This window comes from Cupriavidus sp. 10L43_2 (genome assembly GCF_056395265.1).
The window spans coordinates 199093-220098 of the sequence record NZ_JBFTJE010000007.1 but is presented as its reverse complement, the minus strand read 5'-3'; the positions used below and the strand labels follow the sequence as shown (position 1 = coordinate 220098).

General features: G+C 68.5%; 14 protein-coding genes. 6 read left to right on the top strand and 8 right to left on the bottom strand.

Annotated features, from left to right (window positions below; all coding sequences use genetic code 11):
- Positions 1–225 precede the first annotated feature (225 nt).
- Genes AC1DEL_RS13100 through AC1DEL_RS13085 form a run of 4 tightly spaced genes read left to right on the top strand, consistent with a single transcriptional unit; the run spans position 226 to position 9739 of the window.
- Entirely contained in the window at positions 226–1719 is a 1494-nt protein-coding gene (locus tag AC1DEL_RS13100; protein ID WP_477125832.1) for an MdtA/MuxA family multidrug efflux RND transporter periplasmic adaptor subunit, read from the top strand.
- A 24-nt stretch (positions 1720–1743) separates the two neighbouring features.
- The gene (locus AC1DEL_RS13095; protein WP_477159094.1) at positions 1744–4926 is read left to right on the top strand and encodes an MdtB/MuxB family multidrug efflux RND transporter permease subunit; all 3183 of its coding nucleotides are present in this window, start codon (positions 1744–1746) and stop codon (positions 4924–4926) included.
- Positions 4926–8240, top strand: coding sequence for an efflux RND transporter permease subunit (locus AC1DEL_RS13090; RefSeq protein WP_092298009.1), 3315 nt, complete (start codon positions 4926–4928; stop codon positions 8238–8240). Before AC1DEL_RS13095 ends, AC1DEL_RS13090 begins: the two co-directional genes overlap by 1 nt.
- Positions 8241–8245: 5 nt before the next feature.
- Positions 8246–9739, top strand: a complete 1494-nt coding sequence (locus AC1DEL_RS13085) for an efflux transporter outer membrane subunit (RefSeq protein WP_441591773.1) — start codon at positions 8246–8248, stop codon at positions 9737–9739.
- On the opposite strand, the gene AC1DEL_RS13080 is transcribed toward AC1DEL_RS13085, so the two are convergent.
- Positions 9740–10651, bottom strand: a complete 912-nt coding sequence (locus tag AC1DEL_RS13080) for a LysR family transcriptional regulator (protein ID WP_092298003.1) — start codon at positions 10649–10651, stop codon at positions 9740–9742.
- Positions 10652–10788: 137 nt separating this feature from the next.
- On the opposite strand from AC1DEL_RS13080, the gene AC1DEL_RS13075 reads away from it, so the two are divergent.
- Together AC1DEL_RS13075 and dacB are read left to right on the top strand one after the other, a co-directional pair.
- On the top strand, positions 10789–11235 hold the full coding sequence (locus AC1DEL_RS13075; RefSeq protein ID WP_441591771.1) for a PACE efflux transporter: 447 nt from the start codon (positions 10789–10791) through the stop codon (positions 11233–11235).
- Positions 11236–11336: 101 nt separating this feature from the next.
- Positions 11337–12911 carry a D-alanyl-D-alanine carboxypeptidase/D-alanyl-D-alanine endopeptidase gene (dacB, locus tag AC1DEL_RS13070; protein ID WP_441591770.1) on the top strand — a complete coding sequence of 525 codons (1575 nt, stop codon included), beginning with the start codon at positions 11337–11339 and terminating at the stop codon, positions 12909–12911.
- A gap of 149 nt (positions 12912–13060) precedes the next feature.
- On the opposite strand, the gene AC1DEL_RS13065 is transcribed toward dacB, so the two are convergent.
- The 7 genes from AC1DEL_RS13065 to AC1DEL_RS13035 all read right to left on the bottom strand — a co-directional run bounded on the left by AC1DEL_RS13065 (position 13061) and on the right by AC1DEL_RS13035 (position 20762).
- On the bottom strand, positions 13061–14050 hold the full coding sequence (locus tag AC1DEL_RS13065; protein ID WP_477125831.1) for an L-threonylcarbamoyladenylate synthase: 990 nt from the start codon (positions 14048–14050) through the stop codon (positions 13061–13063).
- 9 nt (positions 14051–14059) lie between these two features.
- Positions 14060–15304, bottom strand: coding sequence for a 5-(carboxyamino)imidazole ribonucleotide synthase (locus AC1DEL_RS13060; protein ID WP_477125830.1), 1245 nt, complete (start codon positions 15302–15304; stop codon positions 14060–14062).
- Between the two features lie 49 nt (positions 15305–15353).
- Complete coding sequence (gene purE, locus AC1DEL_RS13055; protein ID WP_092292053.1) at positions 15354–15851, bottom strand: 5-(carboxyamino)imidazole ribonucleotide mutase; 498 nt, start codon at positions 15849–15851, stop codon at positions 15354–15356.
- Positions 15852–15872: 21 nt separating this feature from the next.
- Positions 15873–16781, bottom strand: a complete 909-nt coding sequence (locus AC1DEL_RS13050; protein ID WP_092292051.1) for a phosphoribosylaminoimidazolesuccinocarboxamide synthase — start codon at positions 16779–16781, stop codon at positions 15873–15875.
- An 80-nt stretch (positions 16782–16861) separates the two neighbouring features.
- On the bottom strand, positions 16862–17926 hold the full coding sequence (fba, locus tag AC1DEL_RS13045; RefSeq protein WP_477125829.1) for a class II fructose-bisphosphate aldolase: 1065 nt from the start codon (positions 17924–17926) through the stop codon (positions 16862–16864).
- Between the two features lie 123 nt (positions 17927–18049).
- A complete protein-coding gene (gene pyk, locus AC1DEL_RS13040; protein ID WP_092292047.1) occupies positions 18050–19486 on the bottom strand; it encodes a pyruvate kinase in 1437 nt (478 codons plus the stop codon).
- Between the two features lie 79 nt (positions 19487–19565).
- The gene (locus AC1DEL_RS13035; protein WP_454756830.1) at positions 19566–20762 is read right to left on the bottom strand and encodes a phosphoglycerate kinase; all 1197 of its coding nucleotides are present in this window, start codon (positions 20760–20762) and stop codon (positions 19566–19568) included.
- Positions 20763–21006: the final 244 nt, after the last annotated feature.

Sequence of the window (21006 nt, the reverse complement as noted above, 5' to 3'; positions counted from 1 at the left end):
CGGAGGTTACACCCGGCGCCATCGTAATCCGATGTAATAAAAGCGGGACGCCACGAAACAGGTGGGATGGCGGCGGCACATTATCCTTCAGGCCATGGCACCGCTGCCGTGCCCGCCTGCGGCATACTGCTGCAACTTCGCCGCCATATGGGGTCATTTGCCCCGATATGCCGAGCAAGCCCGTTGGTACGCCCTTCGTCGTGCCGTCCCCAGGATTCCCGGTCTATGTCCAGCCCCGAACAAGGTCAATCTCTTCCGCCCTCCCCGCCGCGCCGCCCCGGCCCGGCCCGCCGCCGCACCTGGATCGCCGTGGCCGTCATCGTCGTGCTGGCCGGCGTCGGCTGGTACTGGTACAGCCACCGGCAGGCCGCGCAGGAGGCCGGCGCGGCCACCGGCGGCGCCAGCGGCCCCGGCGCGGGTCGCCGCATGGGTGCCAGCGGCCCAGGGGGCCCGGGCGGCCCGGGCGCGCAACCGCGTTCGCCCGTGGTGGTCAACACGGTGGCCCGGCGTGACATGGACGTGGTGCTCAACGGCCTGGGCAACGTGACGCCGGTGACCAATGTCACCGTGCGCGCCCAGGTCTCGGGCCCGCTGCTGAAGGTGCTGTTCAAGGAAGGCCAGATGGTCAAGGCCGGCGACGTGCTGGCGGAGATCGACCCGCGCCCGTTCCAGGCCACGCTCGACCAGGCCGTGGGCCAGCTCGCGCGGGACCAGGCGCTGCTCCAGAACGCCCGGCTGGACCAGCAGCGCTACAAGACGCTGCTGGCGCAGGACTCCATCTCCAAGCAGCAGGTGGATACCCAGGACGCGCTGGTGCGCCAGTACGAGGGCACCGTGAAGACCGACCAGGGCAATGTGGATAACGCCCGCATCCAGCTCGGCTATACCAGGATCGTGGCGCCCAACTCGGGCCGCATCGGCCTGCGGCAGGTGGACCCGGGCAACATCGTCGGCACCGGCGACACCAACGGCATCGCGCTGATCACCCAGATCCAGCCGATTGCCGTGCTCTACACCATTCCCGAAGACAACCTGCCGGCCGTGCTGAAGAAGCTCAACGCCGGCGAGAAGCTGCCGGTGCAGGCGTGGGACCGCCAGGTGCGCAACCAGCTTGGCGAAGGCACGCTGCTGACCACCGACAACCAGATCGACACCACCACGGGCACGGTCAAGCTCAAGGCCATCTTCCCGAACACGGACGGCATGCTGTTCCCGAACCAGTTCGTGAACGTGCGCACGCGCGTGGACACGCTGGTGGACGCCACCGTGATCCCGGTGGCCGCCATCCAGCGCGGCCAGCAGGGCACCTTCGTCTACGTGGTGGGCGATGACAACCAGGTGAAGGTGCAGGTGGTCACGCTGGGGCCGACCGATGGCGCCCAGACCGCCGTCATGAAAGGATTGGAGCCGGGCCAGCGCGTGGTCGTGGACGGCGCCGACCGCCTCAAGGAAGGCATGATCGTGGAAGCCGTGGACCCGGCCGCGCGTGCCGCCGCCACCACGCCGGCCAGTTCGCCGCGCGGGCGTGGCCGGCGCCATGGCGGGGCCAGCGGCCCGCACGCCGGGGCCAGCGATGCCTCCGGAGCGGTTGGGGCGATGGGCGCCTCCGGCGCCGCAGCCGAGCGCCGGCGCCCCCGGGACGCCGACACCAATCCGAACCCGACCACGAGCACGCCGGCCAACCCCACCGGCACCGTCGGCCAACGGCCGCAGCAGTAAGCACGGCGACGCACCCGAGACGGCATGAATCCCTCACGCATCTTTATCGAACGGCCGGTGGCCACGGCACTGCTGATGCTGGCCATCCTGCTGTCCGGGCTGGTGGCGTACCGGCTGCTGCCGCTGTCCGCGCTGCCGGAGGTGGATTACCCGACCATCCAGGTCACCACGCTCTACCCGGGCGCCAGCCCGGACGTCATGACCTCCTCGGTCACGGCGCCGCTGGAGCGCCAGTTCGGCCAGATGCCGGGGCTCAAGCAGATGTCGTCGTCGTCCTCTGGCGGCGCGTCGGTCATCACGCTGCAGTTCGAGCTGTCGCTGTCGCTGGACGTGGCCGAGCAGCAGGTGCAGGCCGCCATCAATGCGGGCGGCAACCTGCTGCCCTCGGACCTGCCCATGCCGCCGGTCTACAGCAAGGTCAATCCGGCCGATGCGCCGATCATGACGCTGGCGATGACCTCGGACAYCCTGCCCCTGCCCAAGCTGCAGGACATGGTGGACACCCGCGTGGGCGCCAAGATCTCGCAGATTCAGGGCGTGGGGCTGGTCACCATCAGCGGCGGGCAGCGCCCCGCCGTGCGCATCCAGGCCAATCCCACCGCGCTGGCCGCGCTGGGCATGTCGATCGACGACCTGCGCACCGCCATCGGCAGCGCCAACGTGAACGGCGCCAAGGGCAGCTTCGACGGCCCCGCGCGCGCCTCCACCATCGACGCCAACGACCAGCTCCGCTCCGCCGACGAATACCGCCAGATCATCATCGGCTACCAGAACGGCGCGCCGATCCGCATCACCGACGTGGCCGACATCGTCGACGGCCCCGAGAACAGCCGGCTGGCCGCCTGGGCCAACAGCAAGCCGGCCATCGTGCTGAACATCCAGCGCCAGCCCGGCGCCAACGTGATCGAGGTGGTGGACCGCATCAAGACGCTGCTGCCGCAGCTGCAGGCGGCGCTGCCGGCCTCGGTGCACGTGCAGTTGCTGACCGACCGCACCACCACCATCCGCGCCTCGGTCAAGGATGTGCAGTTCGAGCTGCTGCTGGCCATCGCGCTGGTGGTGATGGTGATCTTCGTCTTCCTGCGCAACATCCCGGCCACCATCATCCCGGGCGTGGCGGTGCCGCTCTCGCTGGTCGGCACCTTCGGCGTGATGTACATGGCCGGCTTCTCGATCAACAACCTGACGCTGATGGCGCTGACCATCGCCACCGGCTTCGTGGTGGATGACGCCATCGTGATGATCGAGAACATCATGCGCTACATCGAGGAAGGCGATTCCCCGATGGCTGCGGCGCTCAAGGGCTCCAAGCAGATCGGCTTCACCATCATCTCGCTGACCTTCTCGCTGGTGGCCGTGCTGATCCCGCTGCTGTTCATGGGCGATGTGGTCGGCCGGCTGTTCCGCGAGTTCGCCATCACGCTGGCGGTGTCGATCCTGATCTCGGCCGTGGTGTCGCTGACGCTGACGCCGATGATGTGCGCGCGCCTGCTGCGCCACGTGCCCGAGGAGGAACTGCCGCGCTTCCATCGTGCCACGGGCCGCTTCTTCGACAACGTGATCCACCGCTACGGCCAGGCGCTGGAGTGGGTGCTGGACCGCCAGACCGCCACGCTGGTGGTGGCCGTGGGCACGCTGGTGCTGACCGGCCTGCTCTATATGCTGGTGCCGAAGGGCTTCTTCCCGGTGCAGGACACCGGCGTGATCCAGGCCATCACCGAGGCCTCGCAGACCACCTCGTTCGCGGCGATGGGCCGCAAGCAGGAGGCCGTGCAGAAGGTGATCCTGCAGGACCCGGCGGTGGCCAGCGTCTCGTCGTTCATCGGCGTGGATGGCACCAACACCACGCTCAACGCCGGGCGCATGCTGATCAACCTCAAGCCCAAGGCCGACCGGGACAGCATGGCGGTGGTCACGCAGCGGCTCCAGGACGCCGTGCAGCAGCTGGGCGGCGTCTCGCTCTACACCCAGCCGGTGCAGGACCTGACCATCGAGGACCGCGTCTCGCGCACGCAGTACCAGTTCACCGTGGAAGACCCGGACCCGGCCACGCTGGCCGAATGGGTGCCCAAGCTGGTGGAGCGCCTGCGTCAGGAACCCGAACTGCGCGACGTGGCGAGCGACCAGCAGAACAACGGCCTGCGCGCCTATGTGGACATCGACCGGGACGCCGCCGCGCGGTTCGGCATCACCACGGCCGTGATCGACAGCGCACTCTACAGCGCCTTCGGCCAGCGGCTGGTGTCGACCATCTTCACGCAGTCCAGCCAGTACCGCGTGGTGCTGGAGACCATGCCGCAGTTCCGCACCAGCCCGCAGTCGCTGGCCGAGCTGCGCCTGCCGTCGTCGTCGGGCGGGCAGGTGCCGCTGGGCGCCATCGCCCGCATCAGCGAGCGCACCGGCCAGTTGGTGATCAACCATCAGGGCCAGTTCCCGGCCGCGACGGTCTCGTTCAACCTGGCCCCGGGCGAGTCCCTGGGCGCCGCCGTGGACAAGATCACGCAGATCGAGAAGGAGCTGAACCTGCCGATCTCGATGGTCACCGAGTTCCAGGGCGCCGCGCTGGCCTTCCGCGCCTCGCTCTCCAACACGCTGTGGCTGATCCTGGCCGCCGTGATCACGATGTACATCGTGCTGGGCGTGCTCTACGAGAGCACGATCCACCCGGTGACCATCCTGTCCACGCTGCCCTCGGCCGGCGTGGGGGCGCTGCTGGCGCTGCTGGTCTCGGGGCAGGACATCGGCATCATCGCGATCATCGGCATCATCCTGCTGATCGGCATCGTCAAGAAGAACGCCATCATGATGATCGACTTCGCGCTCGAGGCCGAGCGTGAGGGCGGCATGGCGCCGCGCGACGCCATCTTCCAGGCCTGCCTGCTGCGCTTCCGCCCGATCCTGATGACGACCATGGCCGCCCTGCTGGCCGCCCTGCCGATGATGCTGGGCACGGGCATCGGCTCCGAGCTGCGCCGGCCGCTGGGCGTGACGATGGTCGGCGGCCTGCTGGTCAGCCAGGTGCTGACGCTGTTCACCACGCCGGTGATCTACCTGGCATTCGACAGCGTGGCGATGCGGCTCAAGGGGTGGCGCAAACGCCGCTTCGGCGATCCCGACGACGGTGGCGACGGTGGCGACAACAAGGACGCCCATCGTCCCCGCCCGAACCCGAATCCGAACGCGAACCCGCAGGAGCCGCACGCCTGATGAACCTGTCGGCCGCCTTCATCCAACGCCCGGTTGCCACCGCGCTGCTGACCATCGGCATCCTGCTGGCGGGCCTCGCGGCGTTCCGGCTGCTGCCGGTCTCGCCGCTGCCGCAGGTGGACTTCCCGACCATCTCGGTCTCGGCGTCGCTGCCCGGCGCCAGCCCCGAGACCATGGCGGCCACCGTGGCCACGCCGCTGGAGCGCGCGCTGGGCACCATCGCCGGCGTGACCGAAATCACCTCCAGCAGCTCGCTGGGCTCCACGCGGGTGACGCTGCAGTTCGACCTCTCGCGTGACATCGACGGCGCCGCGCGGGACGTGCAGGCGGCCATCAACGCCTCACGCGGGACGCTGCCGACCAGCCTGCCGAACAATCCGACCTATCGCAAGGTCAACCCGGCCGACGCGCCGATCATGATCATCGGGCTGACCTCGCCCACCATGACGCGCGGCCAGCTCTACGACGCCGCCTCGACCATCCTCTCCCAGAAACTGTCGCAGGTGGAGGGCGTGGGCCAGGTGACGATTGGCGGCGCCTCGCTGCCGGCGGTGCGGGTGGAGCTGAACCCCACGGCGCTGAACAAGTACGGCATCTCGCTGGAAGACGTGCGCAACACGATCTCGGCCACCAACGCCAACCGCCCGCTCGGCGTGCTCGAGAACAACGTCAACAACTGGCAGGTCTACGCCAACGACCAGGCGATGACGGCCAAGGACTACATGCCGCTGATCGTGCGCTACGCCACGCCGGGCACGTATTCCTCCGCCTCGGCCGGCGCGCTGATTGCCAGCACGGCCAACGCCACGGCCGGCGGCGGGGTGAGCACCAAGACCGTCAACGGGATCACCACTACCACCATCACCACCAGCAGCGGCACCACCACCGTCAGCTCGGGCGCCACGGGCGGCAACAGCGCCGCCGCCGGCCCCAACGCCTTCGCGGTGCCGATCCGGCTCCAGGACGTGGCCAGCGTGGTGGATTCGGTGCAGGACATCCGCAATGCCGGCTCGGCCAACGGCAAGCCGTCGGTGCTGCTGGTGCTGAACCGCTCGCCCGGCGCCAACATCATCGAGACCGTGGACCGCGTCAACGAGATGCTGCCGCAGCTGCGCAAGATGATCCCGGCCAGCATCTCGATGGACGTGATGATGGACCGCACGCCCACCATCCGCGCCTCCCTGCGCGAGGTGGAGCACACGCTGATGATCTCGGTGGCGCTGGTGATCATGGTGGTGTTCCTGTTCCTGCGCAACGTGCGCGCCACGCTGATCCCGAGCGTGGCCGTGCCGGTGTCGCTGGTCGGCACGTTCGCGGTGATGTACCTGTGCGGGTTCTCGCTCAACAACCTGTCGCTGATGGCGCTGACGATTGCCACCGGCTTCGTGGTCGATGACGCCATCGTGGTGCTGGAGAACATCTCGCGCCATATCGAGAATGGCATGAAGCCGCGCGCGGCCGCCCTGCGCGGGGCGCGCGAGGTGGGCTTCACGGTGTTGTCGATGAGCCTGTCGCTGATCGCCGTGTTCATCCCGCTGCTGATGATGGGCGGCATCGTGGGCCGGCTGTTCCAGGAGTTCGCCATCACGCTGTCGGTGGCCATCCTGGTCTCGCTGGTCGTGTCGCTGACCACCACGCCGATGATGTGCGCGCGGCTGCTGCGCCCCGTGGACGAGCACAAGGCCAGCCAGGGCCGCTTCTACCGGGCCAGCGAGCGCGTGTTCAACTGGATGCACGACCGCTACGCGCGTTCGCTGGACTTCGCGCTGCGGCACGGCAAGCTGGTCTGGGTGATCCTGCTGGCCACCATGGCGCTGAACGTCTGGCTCTACGTGGTCGTGCCGAAGGGCTTCTTCCCGCAGCAGGACACCGGCCGGCTGATCGGCTTCATCCGCGCGGACCAGGCCACCTCGTTCCAGGCCATGCGCGGCAAGCTCGACAACTTCATCAAGATCGTCCAGTCCGATCCGGCCGTGGTCAACGTCACCGGCTTCACCGGCGGCTCGCAACGCAACACGGGGCAGATGTTCGTGACGCTGAAGCCGCTGAACGAGCGCAAGGAGTCCGCCGACGCCATCATCGCCCGGCTGCGCCTGAAGCTGGCCAGGGAGCCCGGCGCCAACCTCTACCTGCAATCGGTGCAGGACATCCGCGTGGGTGGGCGCCAGAGCAGTTCGCAGTACCAGTTCACGCTCCAGTCCGACGACCTGGAGACGCTACGCACCTGGGAGCCCAAGGTGCGCGCGGCGATCTCGAACATCAAGGGGATCGAGGATGTGGATACCGATACCAATGACAAGGGCCTGCAGACCTCGGTGATCATCGACCGGGACACCGCCTCCAAGCTCGGCGTCACCGCCCAGCAGGTGGATGCGGTGCTCAACGACGCCTTCGGCCAGCGGCTGGTCTCCACGATCTACCACCCGCTGAACCAGTACCGCGTGGTGATGGAGCTGAGCCCGGAGTACCTGCAGGGGCCGCATGCGCTGCAGGACATCTACGTGGTCACCGGTAACGGCCGGCGGGTGCCGCTCTCGGCCTTCGCGCGCGTCACGCCGACCAGCACGCCGCTCGGCGTGAACCACCAGGGCCAGTTCGCCGCCTCCACGATCTCGTTCAACCTGGCCGAAGGGTTCTCGCTGTCGGAGGCCACCGACGCCATCCGCCAGGCGCTGGCCAAGATCGGCGCCCCGGAGACGCTCCAGGCCAACTTCCAGGGCGGTGCCAAGGCGTTCCAGGACTCGCTCAAGAGCCAGCCCTACCTGATCCTGGCCGCGCTGATCACCATCTACATCGTGCTCGGCATCCTGTACGAGAGCTACGTGCACCCGCTGACCATCCTGTCCACGCTGCCCTCGGCCGGGGTGGGCGCGCTGCTGGCGCTGCTGCTGTTCAAGACCGAATTCAGCATCATCGCGCTGATCGGCGTGATCCTGCTGATCGGCATCGTCAAGAAGAACGCGATCATGATGATCGACTTCGCCATCGACGCCGAGCGCAATGAGGGCATGAGCCCGCGCGAGGCGATCTATCGCGCCTGTCTGCTGCGCTTCCGGCCGATCCTGATGACGACCATGGCCGCGCTGCTGGGCGCGGTGCCGCTGGCCATCGGCCGGGGCGACGGCGCCGAGCTGCGCGCGCCGCTCGGCATCTCGATTGTCGGCGGCCTTGTGGTGAGCCAGTTGCTGACGCTCTACACCACGCCCGTGGTCTACCTCACGCTCGACCGCTGGCGCCTGCGCGTGCAGGCATGGCGCGCCCGCCGCCAGCGCCACGGCCAACGCCCGGACGCCGCGCCGCGGCTGGAATCCTGACCTCCATGATGAAGATGAACCGCCCCCTTTCGCTGCCCGGCGCCTCCGCCATCGCCCTGGCCTGCATGGTCCTGGCCGGCTGCGCCGTCGGCCCCGACTACCAGCGCCCCGATGCGCCCGTCCCCAAGGCATTCAAGGAGGCCAGCGAGGCCATGCCGGGCTGGACCGGCGACTGGAAGACCGCCGAGCCGCAGGACGCCACGGCGCGCACCGACTGGTGGCGCGTGTTCGGCGACCCGGCGCTCGACGACCTGATGGCGCAGGTGCAGATCTCGAACCAGAACATCAAGGCGGCCGAGGCGCAGTACCGGCAGGCCACCGCCTCGCTGCAGGCCGCGCGCGCGGGCTTCTTCCCGGTGATCGGTGCGTCCGCCGGCCTCTCGCGCGGCGCCAGCAGCACCGGCGGCCGTATCACCAACGGCCAGAACGCCACGCTATCCGCCAGTTGGGAGATCGACGTCTGGGGCCGCATCCGCCGTCAGGTGGAGAGCGCCCAGGCCGGCGCGCAGGCCAGCCAGGCCGATCTGGCCGCCACGCTGCTCTCCACGCAGGCCACGCTGGCGCAGAGCTACTTCCTGCTGCGCATTGCGGATTCACAGCGCGCGCTGCTCGACCGCACCGTGGCCGACTACGAGAAGTCGCTGCTGCTGGTGCGCAACCAGTACCAGGCCGGCACGGCGCAGCGTTCGGACGTGTTGCAGTCGGAAACCCAGTTGAAGAGTGCGCAGGCGCAGCAGATCGACATCCAGATCACGCGCGCGCAACTGGAACACGCCATCGCGGTGCTGGTCGGCAAGCCGCCGGCAGACCTGACCATGGCCGTGGTCGAGGTGGACGACGCCATTCCCAACGTGCCGGTGGCTGTGCCATCGACGCTGCTGGAGCGCCGGCCCGACATCGCGGCGGCGGAGCGGCGCATGGCCTCGGCCAATGCCGATATCGGCGTGGCGCAGGCGGCGTACTACCCCACCCTGTCGCTGTCGGCCACGGGCGGGCTGACGGCGGGCACGCTGGCGCGCTGGCTGTCCTTGCCGGACCGCGTGTGGTCCGTCGGCGCCGGGCTGGCCGGCACTGTGTTCGATGGTGGCCTGCGCGGCGCGGCCAAGGCGCAGGCCGTGGCGGCGTATGACCAGACCGTGGCCAACTATCGCCAGACCGTGCTGGGCGCGTTCCAGGAGGTGGAAGACAACCTCGCCGCCGCGCGGCTGCTGGGGCAGGAAGCCACCGTGCAGAACGACGCGCTGCGTTCCGCGCGCGAGGCGCTGGCGCTGGTCAACAATCGCTACAAGGCCGGCACGGCCGGGCTGCTCGATGTGCTGACCGCGCAAACCGCCGCCTACACGGCCGAACGCACGGCGCTGTCGATCACGGGCCGCCAGTACACGGCGGCCGTCACGCTGATCGCCGCGTTGGGCGGCGGCTGGCATGCGGAGGGGACGGACACGGCGCAGGCGCCGCAGCCTGCCGCGCAACCGACCCCGCAACCCGCGCCCCAGTAATCAACGCTGCTGGTACCGCGCCGGCGCGAGCGGCAAGGGCTGCTGCCGCACGCGCTCGCGCAGCCAGGTGGCGGCCTTGCCGAGCGGGCGCTGCTTGTGCCAGACCAGCTCCATCGCCACCGGCCAGTCCTGGTCCTGGAAGGCCAGCCGGGGCGATACCAGCGTGGCCGCCGCCGGCGAACTGGCGGCGATGTGCCACGGCACGAAGGCCCAGCCCAGCCGCCGCTTGACCAGTTCGACGATCACCCACTGGCTCTCCACCCACCAGACCTCGGCCGCCACGCGCAGCCGCTTCTTCTCCTCGCTGTCGCTGCGCGTGGCCACCATCAGTTGGCGGTGGCGCTTCAATTCCTCGAAATCGACCTGCGCATGGGCGGCCAGCGGATGGTCGGGCGCGCAGATCACCGGCATCGGCACCCAGCCCAGCGCGTGGAAGGCCAGTTCGGGCGGCAGCACTTCCTGCCGCCACATGATGCCGAGGTCCGCGCACTGGCTCATCACCAGCCGGCTGACGTCCTCCATCAGCGGGAACAGCAGCTCCAGCTCCACGGCGGGAAAGCGTTGCGAGAACTCGTCCAGCAGCACGCCAAGCACTTCCTCGGGGTACAGCTCGTCCACGGCCAGCGTCAGGCGCGACTCCACGCCCTCGCCCAGGCTCATCGCCACGCCCCGGAAATGCTCGCAGCGCTCCAGGATCACGCGCGCCTCCACCAGCAGGCGCTCGCCAGCCGGCGTCAGCACCGGGTAGCGCGCGGTGCGGTCGAACAGCGCATTGCCGAGGTCGATCTCCAGATTGGCCACCGCCGCGCTGATCACCGACTGCGCCTTGCCGAGCTTGCGCGCCGCGCCCGAGAACGATCCACTCTCCGCGGCGGCTACAAAGGCTTGCAGCTGGTCCAGGGACAGGCTCATGGGTACTCCTTTCATCACATCGACACGGAATCGACGCCCCACCGGCAGCGATCCATCTGTTTTGCCGATGGTATCCAACTTGTCCTAAGTTGTCCTGCCGATAGAATGGCCTCCATCGATCCCAAGGAGTTCCTGTCATGCGCACCACCGGAGACCGCATCCGCCATACCGTCGGCTTCGAGCTGATCGGCCTGCTGGCCTTCGCGCCGCTGGCCAGTTTGGTGTTCGGCTACGCCCTGCACCAGATGGGCCTGATTGGCGCCGTGGCGTCGCTGATCGCCGCGGTCTGGAACTACGTCTACAACCTGATGTTCGACAAGGCGATGCTGCGCTTCCGTGGGCAGCTGCGGAAGACGCCAGCCATCCGCGTGCTCCACGCCATCCTGTTCGAGGGCGGGTTGCTGCTGGTCTTCCTGCCGTCCGTGGCGTGGTATCTCGACATCAGTCTGGTCGATGCCTTCATCATGGACATCGCCGTGGCCGGCTTCTACATGGTCTACGCGCTGATCTACAACTGGGCCTACGATGCGATCTTTCCGATCCCGAACGCCACGCCGCGCGACTGCGCCGCCGACTGCCCCTGATAGATCCGAGCGTCGCTGAGACGCCAAGCCGACTTCACGGGCGAACTGGCACGTGAAGCGGCTGTTTTACGTCATCCAGCCGATGGCGGGCATGCGTTAACATGCTCGCCATGCCAAATCGTCCCGCCCTGCTTCGTCTCCCGCTGACGGCCGCCATCGCCGCCGTCGCCCTGCTCTCCACCGGCATCGCCGGAGCCCAGGCCAAACCCGCCAAGGCGGCGCAGGCCGTCAAAGCCACTGCATCGAAATCCGCCACGGTCCGCCGCGCGAGCGCCGACACCGTCGATCTGGCCGCCGCCCGCACCGGGCTGCCGGCATCGGTCACGGCCGCGCTGCGCCGGGCCAACGTGCCGCTCTCCGCCGCCAGCTTCTACGTGGTCAAGGTCGGCGCGCCGCAGGCCCGCGTGAGCTGGAACGCCGAGACGCCGATGAACCCGGCCTCGACCATGAAGGTGGTGACCACCTTCGCCGGCCTGCAGCTGCTGGGGCCGGACTACCGCTGGCTGACCTCGCTCTACGCCGATAGCGAACCCGCTGCCGACGGCACCATCCGGGGCAACGTCTACCTGCGCGGGCGCGGCGATCCCAAGCTGGTGCCCGAGGAGATGGCCAAGCTGGTGGCTTCGGCGCGCAACGCGGGCGCCACCACCATTGACGGCGACGTGGTACTCGACCGCAGCTTCTTCGCCGATGCCTCCGAAGGCACTTATACGATCGACGGCGAGTCCCAGCGCGCCTACAACGTCAATCCGGACGCGCTGCTGTACGCCTTCAAGACCCTGTCATTCACGATCACCCCGGACGCCGCCGGCCGCACCGTGGACGTGGCGGTCACGCCCGCGCTGGCGCAGTTGCGCGTGGAGAACCGCCTGACGCTGACCAACGGCCGCTGCGGCGACTGGCGCTCGCGCGCCACGCCCAACATCACCCCACAGCCGGATGGCACCGTGGTGGCCTCGTTCGACGGCACCTATTCGAGCGACTGCGGCGAGCACGTGGTCAACCTCGCCACGCTGTCGCACAGCGATTTCATCTGGGGCGGCTTCGTGGCCGAATGGCAGGCGGCCGGTGGCCGCTTCGCCCACACGCCGGGGCTGCGCAGCGGCGCGGTGCCGCGTGGCGCGTTCCTGCTGTCGCGCCACTACGGCCAGCCGCTCGGCGACGTGGTGCGCGACATCAACAAGTTCTCGAACAACGTGATGGCGCGCCAGCTGTTCCTGACGATTGGCGCGGAGATGGACCGCAGCGGCCCGGCCAGCACGGCGCGTTCCGCGCAGGTGATCCGCCGCTGGCTGACACGCCAGGGGCTGGACATGCCGGGGCTGGTGCTCGACAACGGCTCGGGACTGTCGCGCGAGGAGCGCATCAGCGCCTATGACATGGCCCGCCTGCTCCAGCAGGCGCTGGCCAGCGACGTCGGCTATACGCTGGTCGATTCCCTGCCCATCCTCGGCGTGGACGGCACGCTGCGCAACCGGCTCACGCGCGCCCACGCGGCGGGCAACGCCTACCTGAAGACCGGCACGCTGGCCGATGTGCGGGCGCTGGCCGGCTATGTCGATGCGACGAACGGCGGCCGCTACGTGGTGGTGGCGTACATCAACCACCCGAACGCCTCCGGCGCGCAGGCAGCGCACGATGCGTTGATGGAATGGGTGTTTCGCGGGGCGCCTTGAACAGGGTCGTGRCGCATTGATGCGCCCGCCCTCTCCCCCGCCCCTCTCCCGGAGGGAGAGGGGAGAACACAGGGGGAAGATCGAAAGCCCTCGGTTTGCTCCCCTCGCCCGCTTGCGGGAGAGGGGCCGGGGGAGAGGGTAGGCGCTGGCTATGCCTCGAACGCCGCCGCGGCCCGCCCGAGGCGGTCGCGTACCCCGTCCCAGTCGTGGGCGTCGGGGACTGGCTCGAACACGAGCCGGCTGAAACCTTCCTTGTCGAGCTTGCGCAGCAGGCCGTAGAGCGCCTGGGCATAGGCGTCCGGCGTGGCGGGTGCTGGCACGAACACGCAGCGCGGGTCGTTGCTGACCTGCGTGGCGCCGACCCAGGCGAGCCGGCCATCGCCCGGCAGCGCCGCCAGGTAGCGCGGCAGTTGATCCGGCGAAGCCAGCGTCAGCGGCGTGCGCGGTGCGTAGTGAGCCTTGAGCGTGCCCGAGGCGCGCGGCGCGGCGGCGTCGGGGGCCAGCGGCATCGTGCCGAGCACGTCGGCCATCATCGCCGCCGTGATCGCGCCGGGGCGCAGCAGCACCGGCCCGACCTCGTCGATGCGCGACAGATCGACGATCGACGATTCAATGCCGATATCCACCCCATCGCCCTCCAGCACGTAGACCGTGCCCGCGAACTCGTCCCGCACATGCTCGGCTGTGGTCGGGCTGACCTGCCCGAACTTGTTGGCCGAAGGCGCCGCAATGCCGCCCCGGCCGCGCCGGAAGCGCGACAGCAGCGCCTGCGCCACCGGGTGCGAGGGGCAGCGCAGCCCGAGGCTGTCCTGCCCGCCCGCCACCGCCGCCGGAATATGGGCGGCGCGCTTGAGAATGATCGTCAGCGGACCGGGCCAGAAGGCATCGATCAGTTTTTGTGCCGCTTCCGGCACCTCCGCAGCCCAGTAGCCCACATCGGCGCCATCCACCACGTGGACGATGACCGGATGGTTCGACGGCCGGCCCTTGGCGGCGAAGATGCGCGCCACGGCCTCGGGGTTCTCGGCATCGGCGCCGAGCCCGTAGACGGTTTCCGTCGGGAAGGCGACGAGCTGGCCGGCCTCGAGCAGGCGGACGGCCTCATCCAGTTCGGCCGCCGTGGGCATGCGTGAAGACATCGGCAACCCTCAGACCGGGATATGGAGCGCCTGCGCGGCGGCGTTGAATGCCGCCTCGGCGGCAGCGGCCTGCTCGCCCACGCAGTTCACATGGCCCATCTTGCGCGACGGCCGCGCGTCGTTCTTGCCGTACAGGTGCAGCTTGGCGCCCGGCTGGCCGACCACCTCGTCCCAGGCCGGCGTGCGCTCCAGGCCGAACTCGAACCAGACATCGCCCAGCAGATTCAGCATCTTGCCGGCCGAATGCTGGCGCGTGCTGCCCAGCGGCAGGCGGGCCATGGCGCGCACCTGCTGCTCGAACTGGCTGGTCTCGCAGGCGTCCATGGTGATGTGGCCCGAGTTGTGCGGGCGCGGCGCCATCTCGTTGGCGACCAGCGTGCCATCGGTCAGCACGAAGAATTCGATGCAGAGCACGCCGACGTAGCCCATCTCCGTCGTCACGGTGGCGGCGGCGGCGCGGGCGCGGTTGGCGATGTCGTCGGACACGCTCGACGAAGGCATGGTGGTCGAGAACAGGATGCCGTCCCGATGGACGTTCTCGGCCAGCGGCCAGGTGGCGGTGCTGCCGTCGGCGGCGCGGGCAGCCAGCACGGACACCTCGTAGGCCAGCGGCAGCATCTGCTCCAGCACGCAAGGCACGTGCTGCATGGCGCGCCACGCGGCGCGCACGTCCTCGCGCGTCTTCACGCGGGCCTGGCCCTTGCCGTCATAGCCCATGCGCGCGGTCTTGAGGATGCCCGGCAGCACGTTGTCCGGAATCTGGTCGACATCGGCATCGTGCTGGATCACCCAGTGCGGGGCCGGCGGCACGCCGGTGCGCTCGGCGCACGAGGCAAAGAACTTCTTCTCGCCGATGCGGTTCTGGGCAATCGACACGCAATAGCCGCGCGGCGCCACGAACGCGCCCAGTTGCTCCAGGCGGTCCAGCGACAGCGACGGCACGTTCTCGAACTCGGTACTCACGGCCTCGCAGAGCTGGCCCATCTCGGCCAGGGCCGCTTCATCGGTATAGACCGCGCAGATATGCCGGTCCGCCACGGCACCGGCCGGGCTGTCCTGGTCCGGGTCCAGCACGCAGACGCGGTAGCCCATGGCCTGCGCCGCATGGGTGAACATGCGGCCGAGCTGGCCGCCGCCGAGCATGCCGAGCCAGGCGCCGGGCAGGATCGGCGCGGTCGGGTTGTCCACGCCGAACTCGGCGCGCGACTCCGGCGTGTGGGCTTCGGACAGGTAGGGATGGATATCGGTCGGCATGCGGATCGGTTCCGGCGGCTTACTTATAGATAGAGAGAGGGACTGGGGCTCAGGCCGGCAGCGTCATGGCGCGCGCGGCCTCGGTCTGCTTCGCGCGGAACGCCTCGAGCGCGCTGGCCAGCGCGTCGTCGGTGGTGGCCAGCGTGGCGATGGCGTGCAGCGCCGCGTTGGCCGCGCCGGCTTCGCCAATGGCGAAGGTGGCCACCGGCACGCCCTTGGGCATCTGCACGATGGAGAGCAGCGAGTCCTCGCCGCGCAGGTACTTCGACGGCACGGGCACGCCGAACACCGGGACGATGGTCTTGGCGGCGATCATGCCCGGCAGGTGGGCGGCACCGCCGGCGCCGGCGATGATCGCCCGGATGCCCCGGCCGCGCGCCGACTCGGCGTAGCGGAACATGTCGTCGGCCATGCGGTGGGCGGAGACCACTTGCGCCTCGAACGCCACGCCGAAATCCTTGAGCATGGCCACCGCGTGCTGCATCACGTCCCAGTCGGAACTGCTGCCCATCACCACGCCGACCACCGGCTTTGCTGCGTTGCTCACGATCTGTCCTTCCTAATGCGGTTAGGCGAGTTCTTCGCCGGTCAGGCGGGTCAACGCCTCACGGTACTTGTCGGCGGTCTTCTGCACCACGTCCTCGGGCAGCTTCGGCGCCGGGGCGGTCTTGGGCCACGGCTTGCCGTCGATGCGCACGGCTTCGAGCCAGTCGCGCACGAACTGCTTGTCGAACGACGGCGGGTTGGTGCCCACCTGGTACGAATCGGCCGGCCAGAAGCGCGACGAATCGGCGGTCAGCACCTCGTCCATCAGGGTCAGCGTGCCGTTGTCGTCCAGGCCGAACTCGAACTTGGTATCGGCGATGATGATGCCGCGCGTGGCGGCGAAGTCGGCCGCTTCCTTGTACAGGCGGATCGAGATGTCGCGCATCTGGGCAGCCAGATCCTTGCCGATCCGCTCCTCGACCTCGGCGAACGAGATGTTCTCGTCGTGCTCGCCCATCTCGGCCTTGGCGGCCGGCGTGAAGATCGGCTCGGGCAGCTTCTGCGCGTTCTGCAGGCCGGCCGGCAGCTCGATGCCGCACACCTTGCCCGTCGCCTGGTAGTCCTTCCAGCCGCTGCCGGCCAGGTAGCCGCGCACCACGGCTTCCACCAGGATCGGCTTCAGCCGCTTGACCACCACGGCCCGGCCCTGCACCTGCGCCACTTCCTCGGGCGCCACCACGCTCTCGGCGCTGATGCCGGTCTCGTGGTTCGGCACGATGTGCGCCAGCTTGCGGAACCAGAAATTGGCCATCTGGTTCAGCACGCGGCCCTTGGCGGGAATCGGCTCGCCCAGGATGACGTCGAACGCCGAGAGGCGGTCGGTCGTGACGATCAGCAGCTTGTCGTCGCCAACGGCGTAGTTGTCACGGACCTTGCCATGGCCGAGCAGCGGCAGGGACTGGATGGAGGACTGATAGAGAGCTTGGGACATGGTGGGTCTGGGCCGGCGGGGAGAGCCAAACAAAAAAAGCGTCGCCCCCGTTTGCGGGGGACGACGCCGTTACGACAGGATTACTGCACAACCTGGGCGAGCTTGCCCGTCTTGTACGCCGAGGCGATGTCGATCAGGCCGACCGGCTTGATCTTGCTGGCCTGGCCTTCGCAGCCAAACGCCACGTAGCGGTCCTTGCAGACCAGCTTGGCGGCTTCGCGGGCCGGCTTCAGGTACTCGCGCGGGTCGAACTTGGTCGGGTTCTCGGCAAAGAAGCGACGGATTGCGCCGGTCATGGCCAGGCGGATGTCGGTGTCGATGTTGATCTTGCGCACGCCGAACTTGATCGCTTCCTGGATTTCCTCGACGGGCACGCCGTAGGTTTCCTTCATGTCGCCGCCGAACTTGCGGATCTCTTCCAGCAGTTCCTGGGGTACCGACGACGAACCGTGCATCACCAGGTGGGTGTTGGGGATGCGCGCGTGGATTTCCTTGATGCGGCTGATCGCCAGGATGTCGCCCGTGGGCTTGCGCGTGAACTTGTAGGCGCCGTGCGAGGTGCCGATGGCGATGGCCAGCGCGTCGAGCTGGGTCGCCTTGACGAAGTCGGCAGCCTGCTCGGGGTCCGTCAGCAGCATCGAGTGGTCCAGCACGCCTTCGGCGCCGATGCCGTCTTCCTCGCCCGCTTCGCCGGTTTCCAGCGAGCCCAGGCAGCCCAGTTCGCCTTCCACGGTCACGCCCACGGCGTGGGCCAGCGCCACCACCTTGCGGGTCACCTCGACGTTGTACTCGTACTCGGCGGGGGTCTTGCCGTCTTCACGCAGCGAGCCGTCCATCATCACCGACGAGAACCCGAGGTCGATGGCGCCCTGGCAGATCGCCGGCGACTGGCCGTGATCCTGGTGCATCACCACGGGGATGTGCGGGTAGGCTTCCACGGCCGCTTCGATCAGGTGGCGCAGGAAGTGCTCGCCGGCGTATTTACGCGCGCCGGCCGATGCCTGCATGATCACCGGGGCGTTGACCTCGTCGGCGGCCTGCATGATGGCCTGTACCTGTTCGAGGTTGTTCACGTTGAAGGCCGGCAGGCCGTAGCTGTTCTCGGCGGCGTGGTCCAGCAGCTGGCGCATGGAAACGAGTGGCATGTCTAACTCCTGAATGAAAAATTTTGGGGGGTTCTTATCGGGGATGTCCGGGCCGGCAGGTTCGCACCGCCAGGGTGCCGCGTCTGTCCGGCGCGCCACATCGCGCGCGCTTGTTCCTAAACCTTAACTGCCCACCCTCACGATCTTGAGGGTATTCGTGCCGCCCGGCTGCCCCATGGGCTCGCCGATGGTCAGCACGATGAAATCGCCCCGCTGCACCACGCCCTGGGCCAGCAGCAGCTCCTCGGCCTGCTCCAGCGCCTCGTCGCGGTCCGTGCTCGACTGGAGCGGCAGCGGCACCACGTTGCGGTAGAGCTGCATCTTGCGCTGGGAGGCCAGGTTCGGCGTCATGGCGTAGATCGGCACGTGAATCCGGTGGCGGCTCATCCACAGCGCGGTGGCGCCGGAATCGGTCAGCGCCGCGATGGCCTTCACTCCCAAATGATAGGCGGTGAACAGCGCACCCATGGCAATCGACTGGTCGATGCGCGAGAAGGTCTGGTTCAGGAAGTCGGTATCGAGCTGCACCACTTCGGACTTCTCGGCCTCCAGGCAGATGGCGGCCATGGCCTCGACGGTCTCCACCGGGAAGCGCCCGGCGGCGGTTTCGGCCGACGTCATCACCGCGTCGGTGCCGTCCAGCACCGCGTTGGCCACGTCGGACACCTCGGCGCGGGTCGGCACCGGGTTCACGATCATGCTTTCCATCATCTGCGTGGCGGTGATGGTCAGCTTGTTGGCCTCCCGCGCGAGGCGGATCATGCGCTTCTGCAGCGCCGGCACCGCCGCGTTGCCCACTTCCACGGCCAGGTCGCCCCGGGCCACCATGATGCCGTCGGACGCCTGGAGGATTTCCTCCAGCACGCCCGGGCGGATGGCCTCGGCCCGCTCGATCTTGGCGATCATGCGCGCCTTGTGGCCATGCGGCTGGCCGGCCACGGCGGCCAGCTGGCGCGCCATTTCCATGTCGGTGGCGTTCTTGGGGAAGCTCACGGCCACGTAGTCCGCGCCGAGGGCCATGGCGGTCTTGATGTCCTCCATGTCCTTGGCGGTCAGCGCCGGCGCCGAGAGCCCGCCGCCCTGGCGGTTGATGCCCTTGTTGTTCGAGAGATCGCCGCCCACGCGCACCGTGGTGAAGATCTCGCTGCCGATGACGCGGTCCACCACCAGCACGATCAGGCCGTCGTTGAGCAGCAGCACGTCGCCGGGGCCCACGTCGCGCGGCAGGTCCTGGTAGTCCAGCCCCACGCGCTCCTGGTTGCCGAGCGGGCAGGTGGCGTCCAGCACGAACGGATCGCCCGGCTTCAGCGTGACCTTGCCGTTCTCGAACTTGCCCACGCGGATCTTGGGGCCCTGCAGGTCGGCCATGATGGCCACCTCGCGGTGGCAGGCCGCCGCCGCCTCGCGCACCAGCGCGGCGCGGTCGATATGGTCCTGCGCGGTGCCGTGGGAGAAGTTCAGGCGCACCACGTCGACACCGGCGGCAATCATGCGGGTCAGCATGTCCAGCGTGCTGGACGCCGGGCCGATGGTGGCAACGATCTTGGTGGAACGAGTCATGCGGGCGGTTTCCTCAAAGGCTACTGGTACGGACAGGGGCGGCTCGGGAACGATCGGGCAAAAACAGGTGACAGGTAAATCAGGCCGCAGCGCGCTGCTGGAGCACTTCCAGCGCGGGCAGCGTCTTGCCTTCCAGGAACTCCAGGAAGGCGCCGCCGCCGGTGGAGATATAGCCCACGCGGTCGGCGATGTGGTACTTGGCGATGGCGGCCAGCGTGTCACCGCCGCCCGCGATCGAGAAACCCTTGGAATTGGCGATGGCCTCGGCCAGCACCTTGGTGCCGTTGCCGAACTGGTCGAACTCGAACACGCCCACCGGGCCGTTCCAGACGATGGTGCCGGCGGCCTGAAGCTGGTCCGCCAGCTGGGCGGCGGTCTTGGGGCCGATGTCGAGGATCATGTCGTCGTCGGTCACGTCCTTGACGTCCTTGACCGTGGCGGCGGCCGTGGCGCTGAATTCCTTGGCGCAGACCACGTCCACCGGAATCGGCACCGAGGCGCCACGGCGGGCCATGATGTCGATGATGGCCTGGGCGTCGCCAACCAGGTCGTGCTCGGCCAGCGACTTGCCGATCTTCAGGCCGGCGGCCAGCATGAAGGTGTTGGCGATGCCGCCGCCGACGATCAGCTGGTCCACCTTGTCCGCCAGGGACTTGAGGATGGTCAGCTTGGTGGAAACCTTGGAGCCGGCCACGATGGCGACCAGCGGGCGGGCCGGCTGGCCCAGCGCGCGGCCCAGCGCGTCGATCTCGGCCGCCAGCAGCGGGCCGGCACAGGCCACGGGTGCGTACTTGGCGATGCCGTGCGTGGTGGCCTCGGCGCGGTGCGCGGTGCCGAAGGCGTCGTTGACGTAGACATCGCACAGCTTGGCCATCTTCTGGGCCAGTTCATCGCTGTTCTTCTTCTCGCCCTTGTTGACGCGGCAGTTCTCGAGCAACACCACCTGGCCGGGCGCCACGTCCACGCCATCGACCCAGTTCTGCACCAGCCGCACGGGCTTGCCGAGCAGTTCGGACAGACGTTCGGCGATCGGGGCCAGCGAGTCCTCGGGCTTGAATTCACCCTCGGTCGGGCGGCCCAGGTGGGACGTCACCATCACGGCCGCGCCGGCCTTCAGGCAGGCCTCGATGGCCGGCACCGACGCACGGATGCGGGTGTCTTCCGTAATCTTGCCGGCATCATCCTGTGGCACGTTCAGATCGGCGCGGATAAACACGCGCTTGCCGGAGAGATTGCCTTGGGAGATGAGATCGGTGAGACGCAGGACAGAGGTCATGGCGAGTAGAAACGGGACTGGGCGGTACGCCAACAGCACGCGGCCGCGTTGGAAATCGGGGAAACCGGCATTTTACCTGATCGCCGTCACGGTTTTATGCGATTGGCCCTCGAAATGACGCCAACATCACTAATACCCACCCCGTGGGCGAAAGTGCCAGGAGCGCATCGGACTTCACTGCAAACCCCCTCGAAAGAAGGGTACAGGTATCTCTGGCGGGCTGCCCCGGTTGGGGTAATGTACG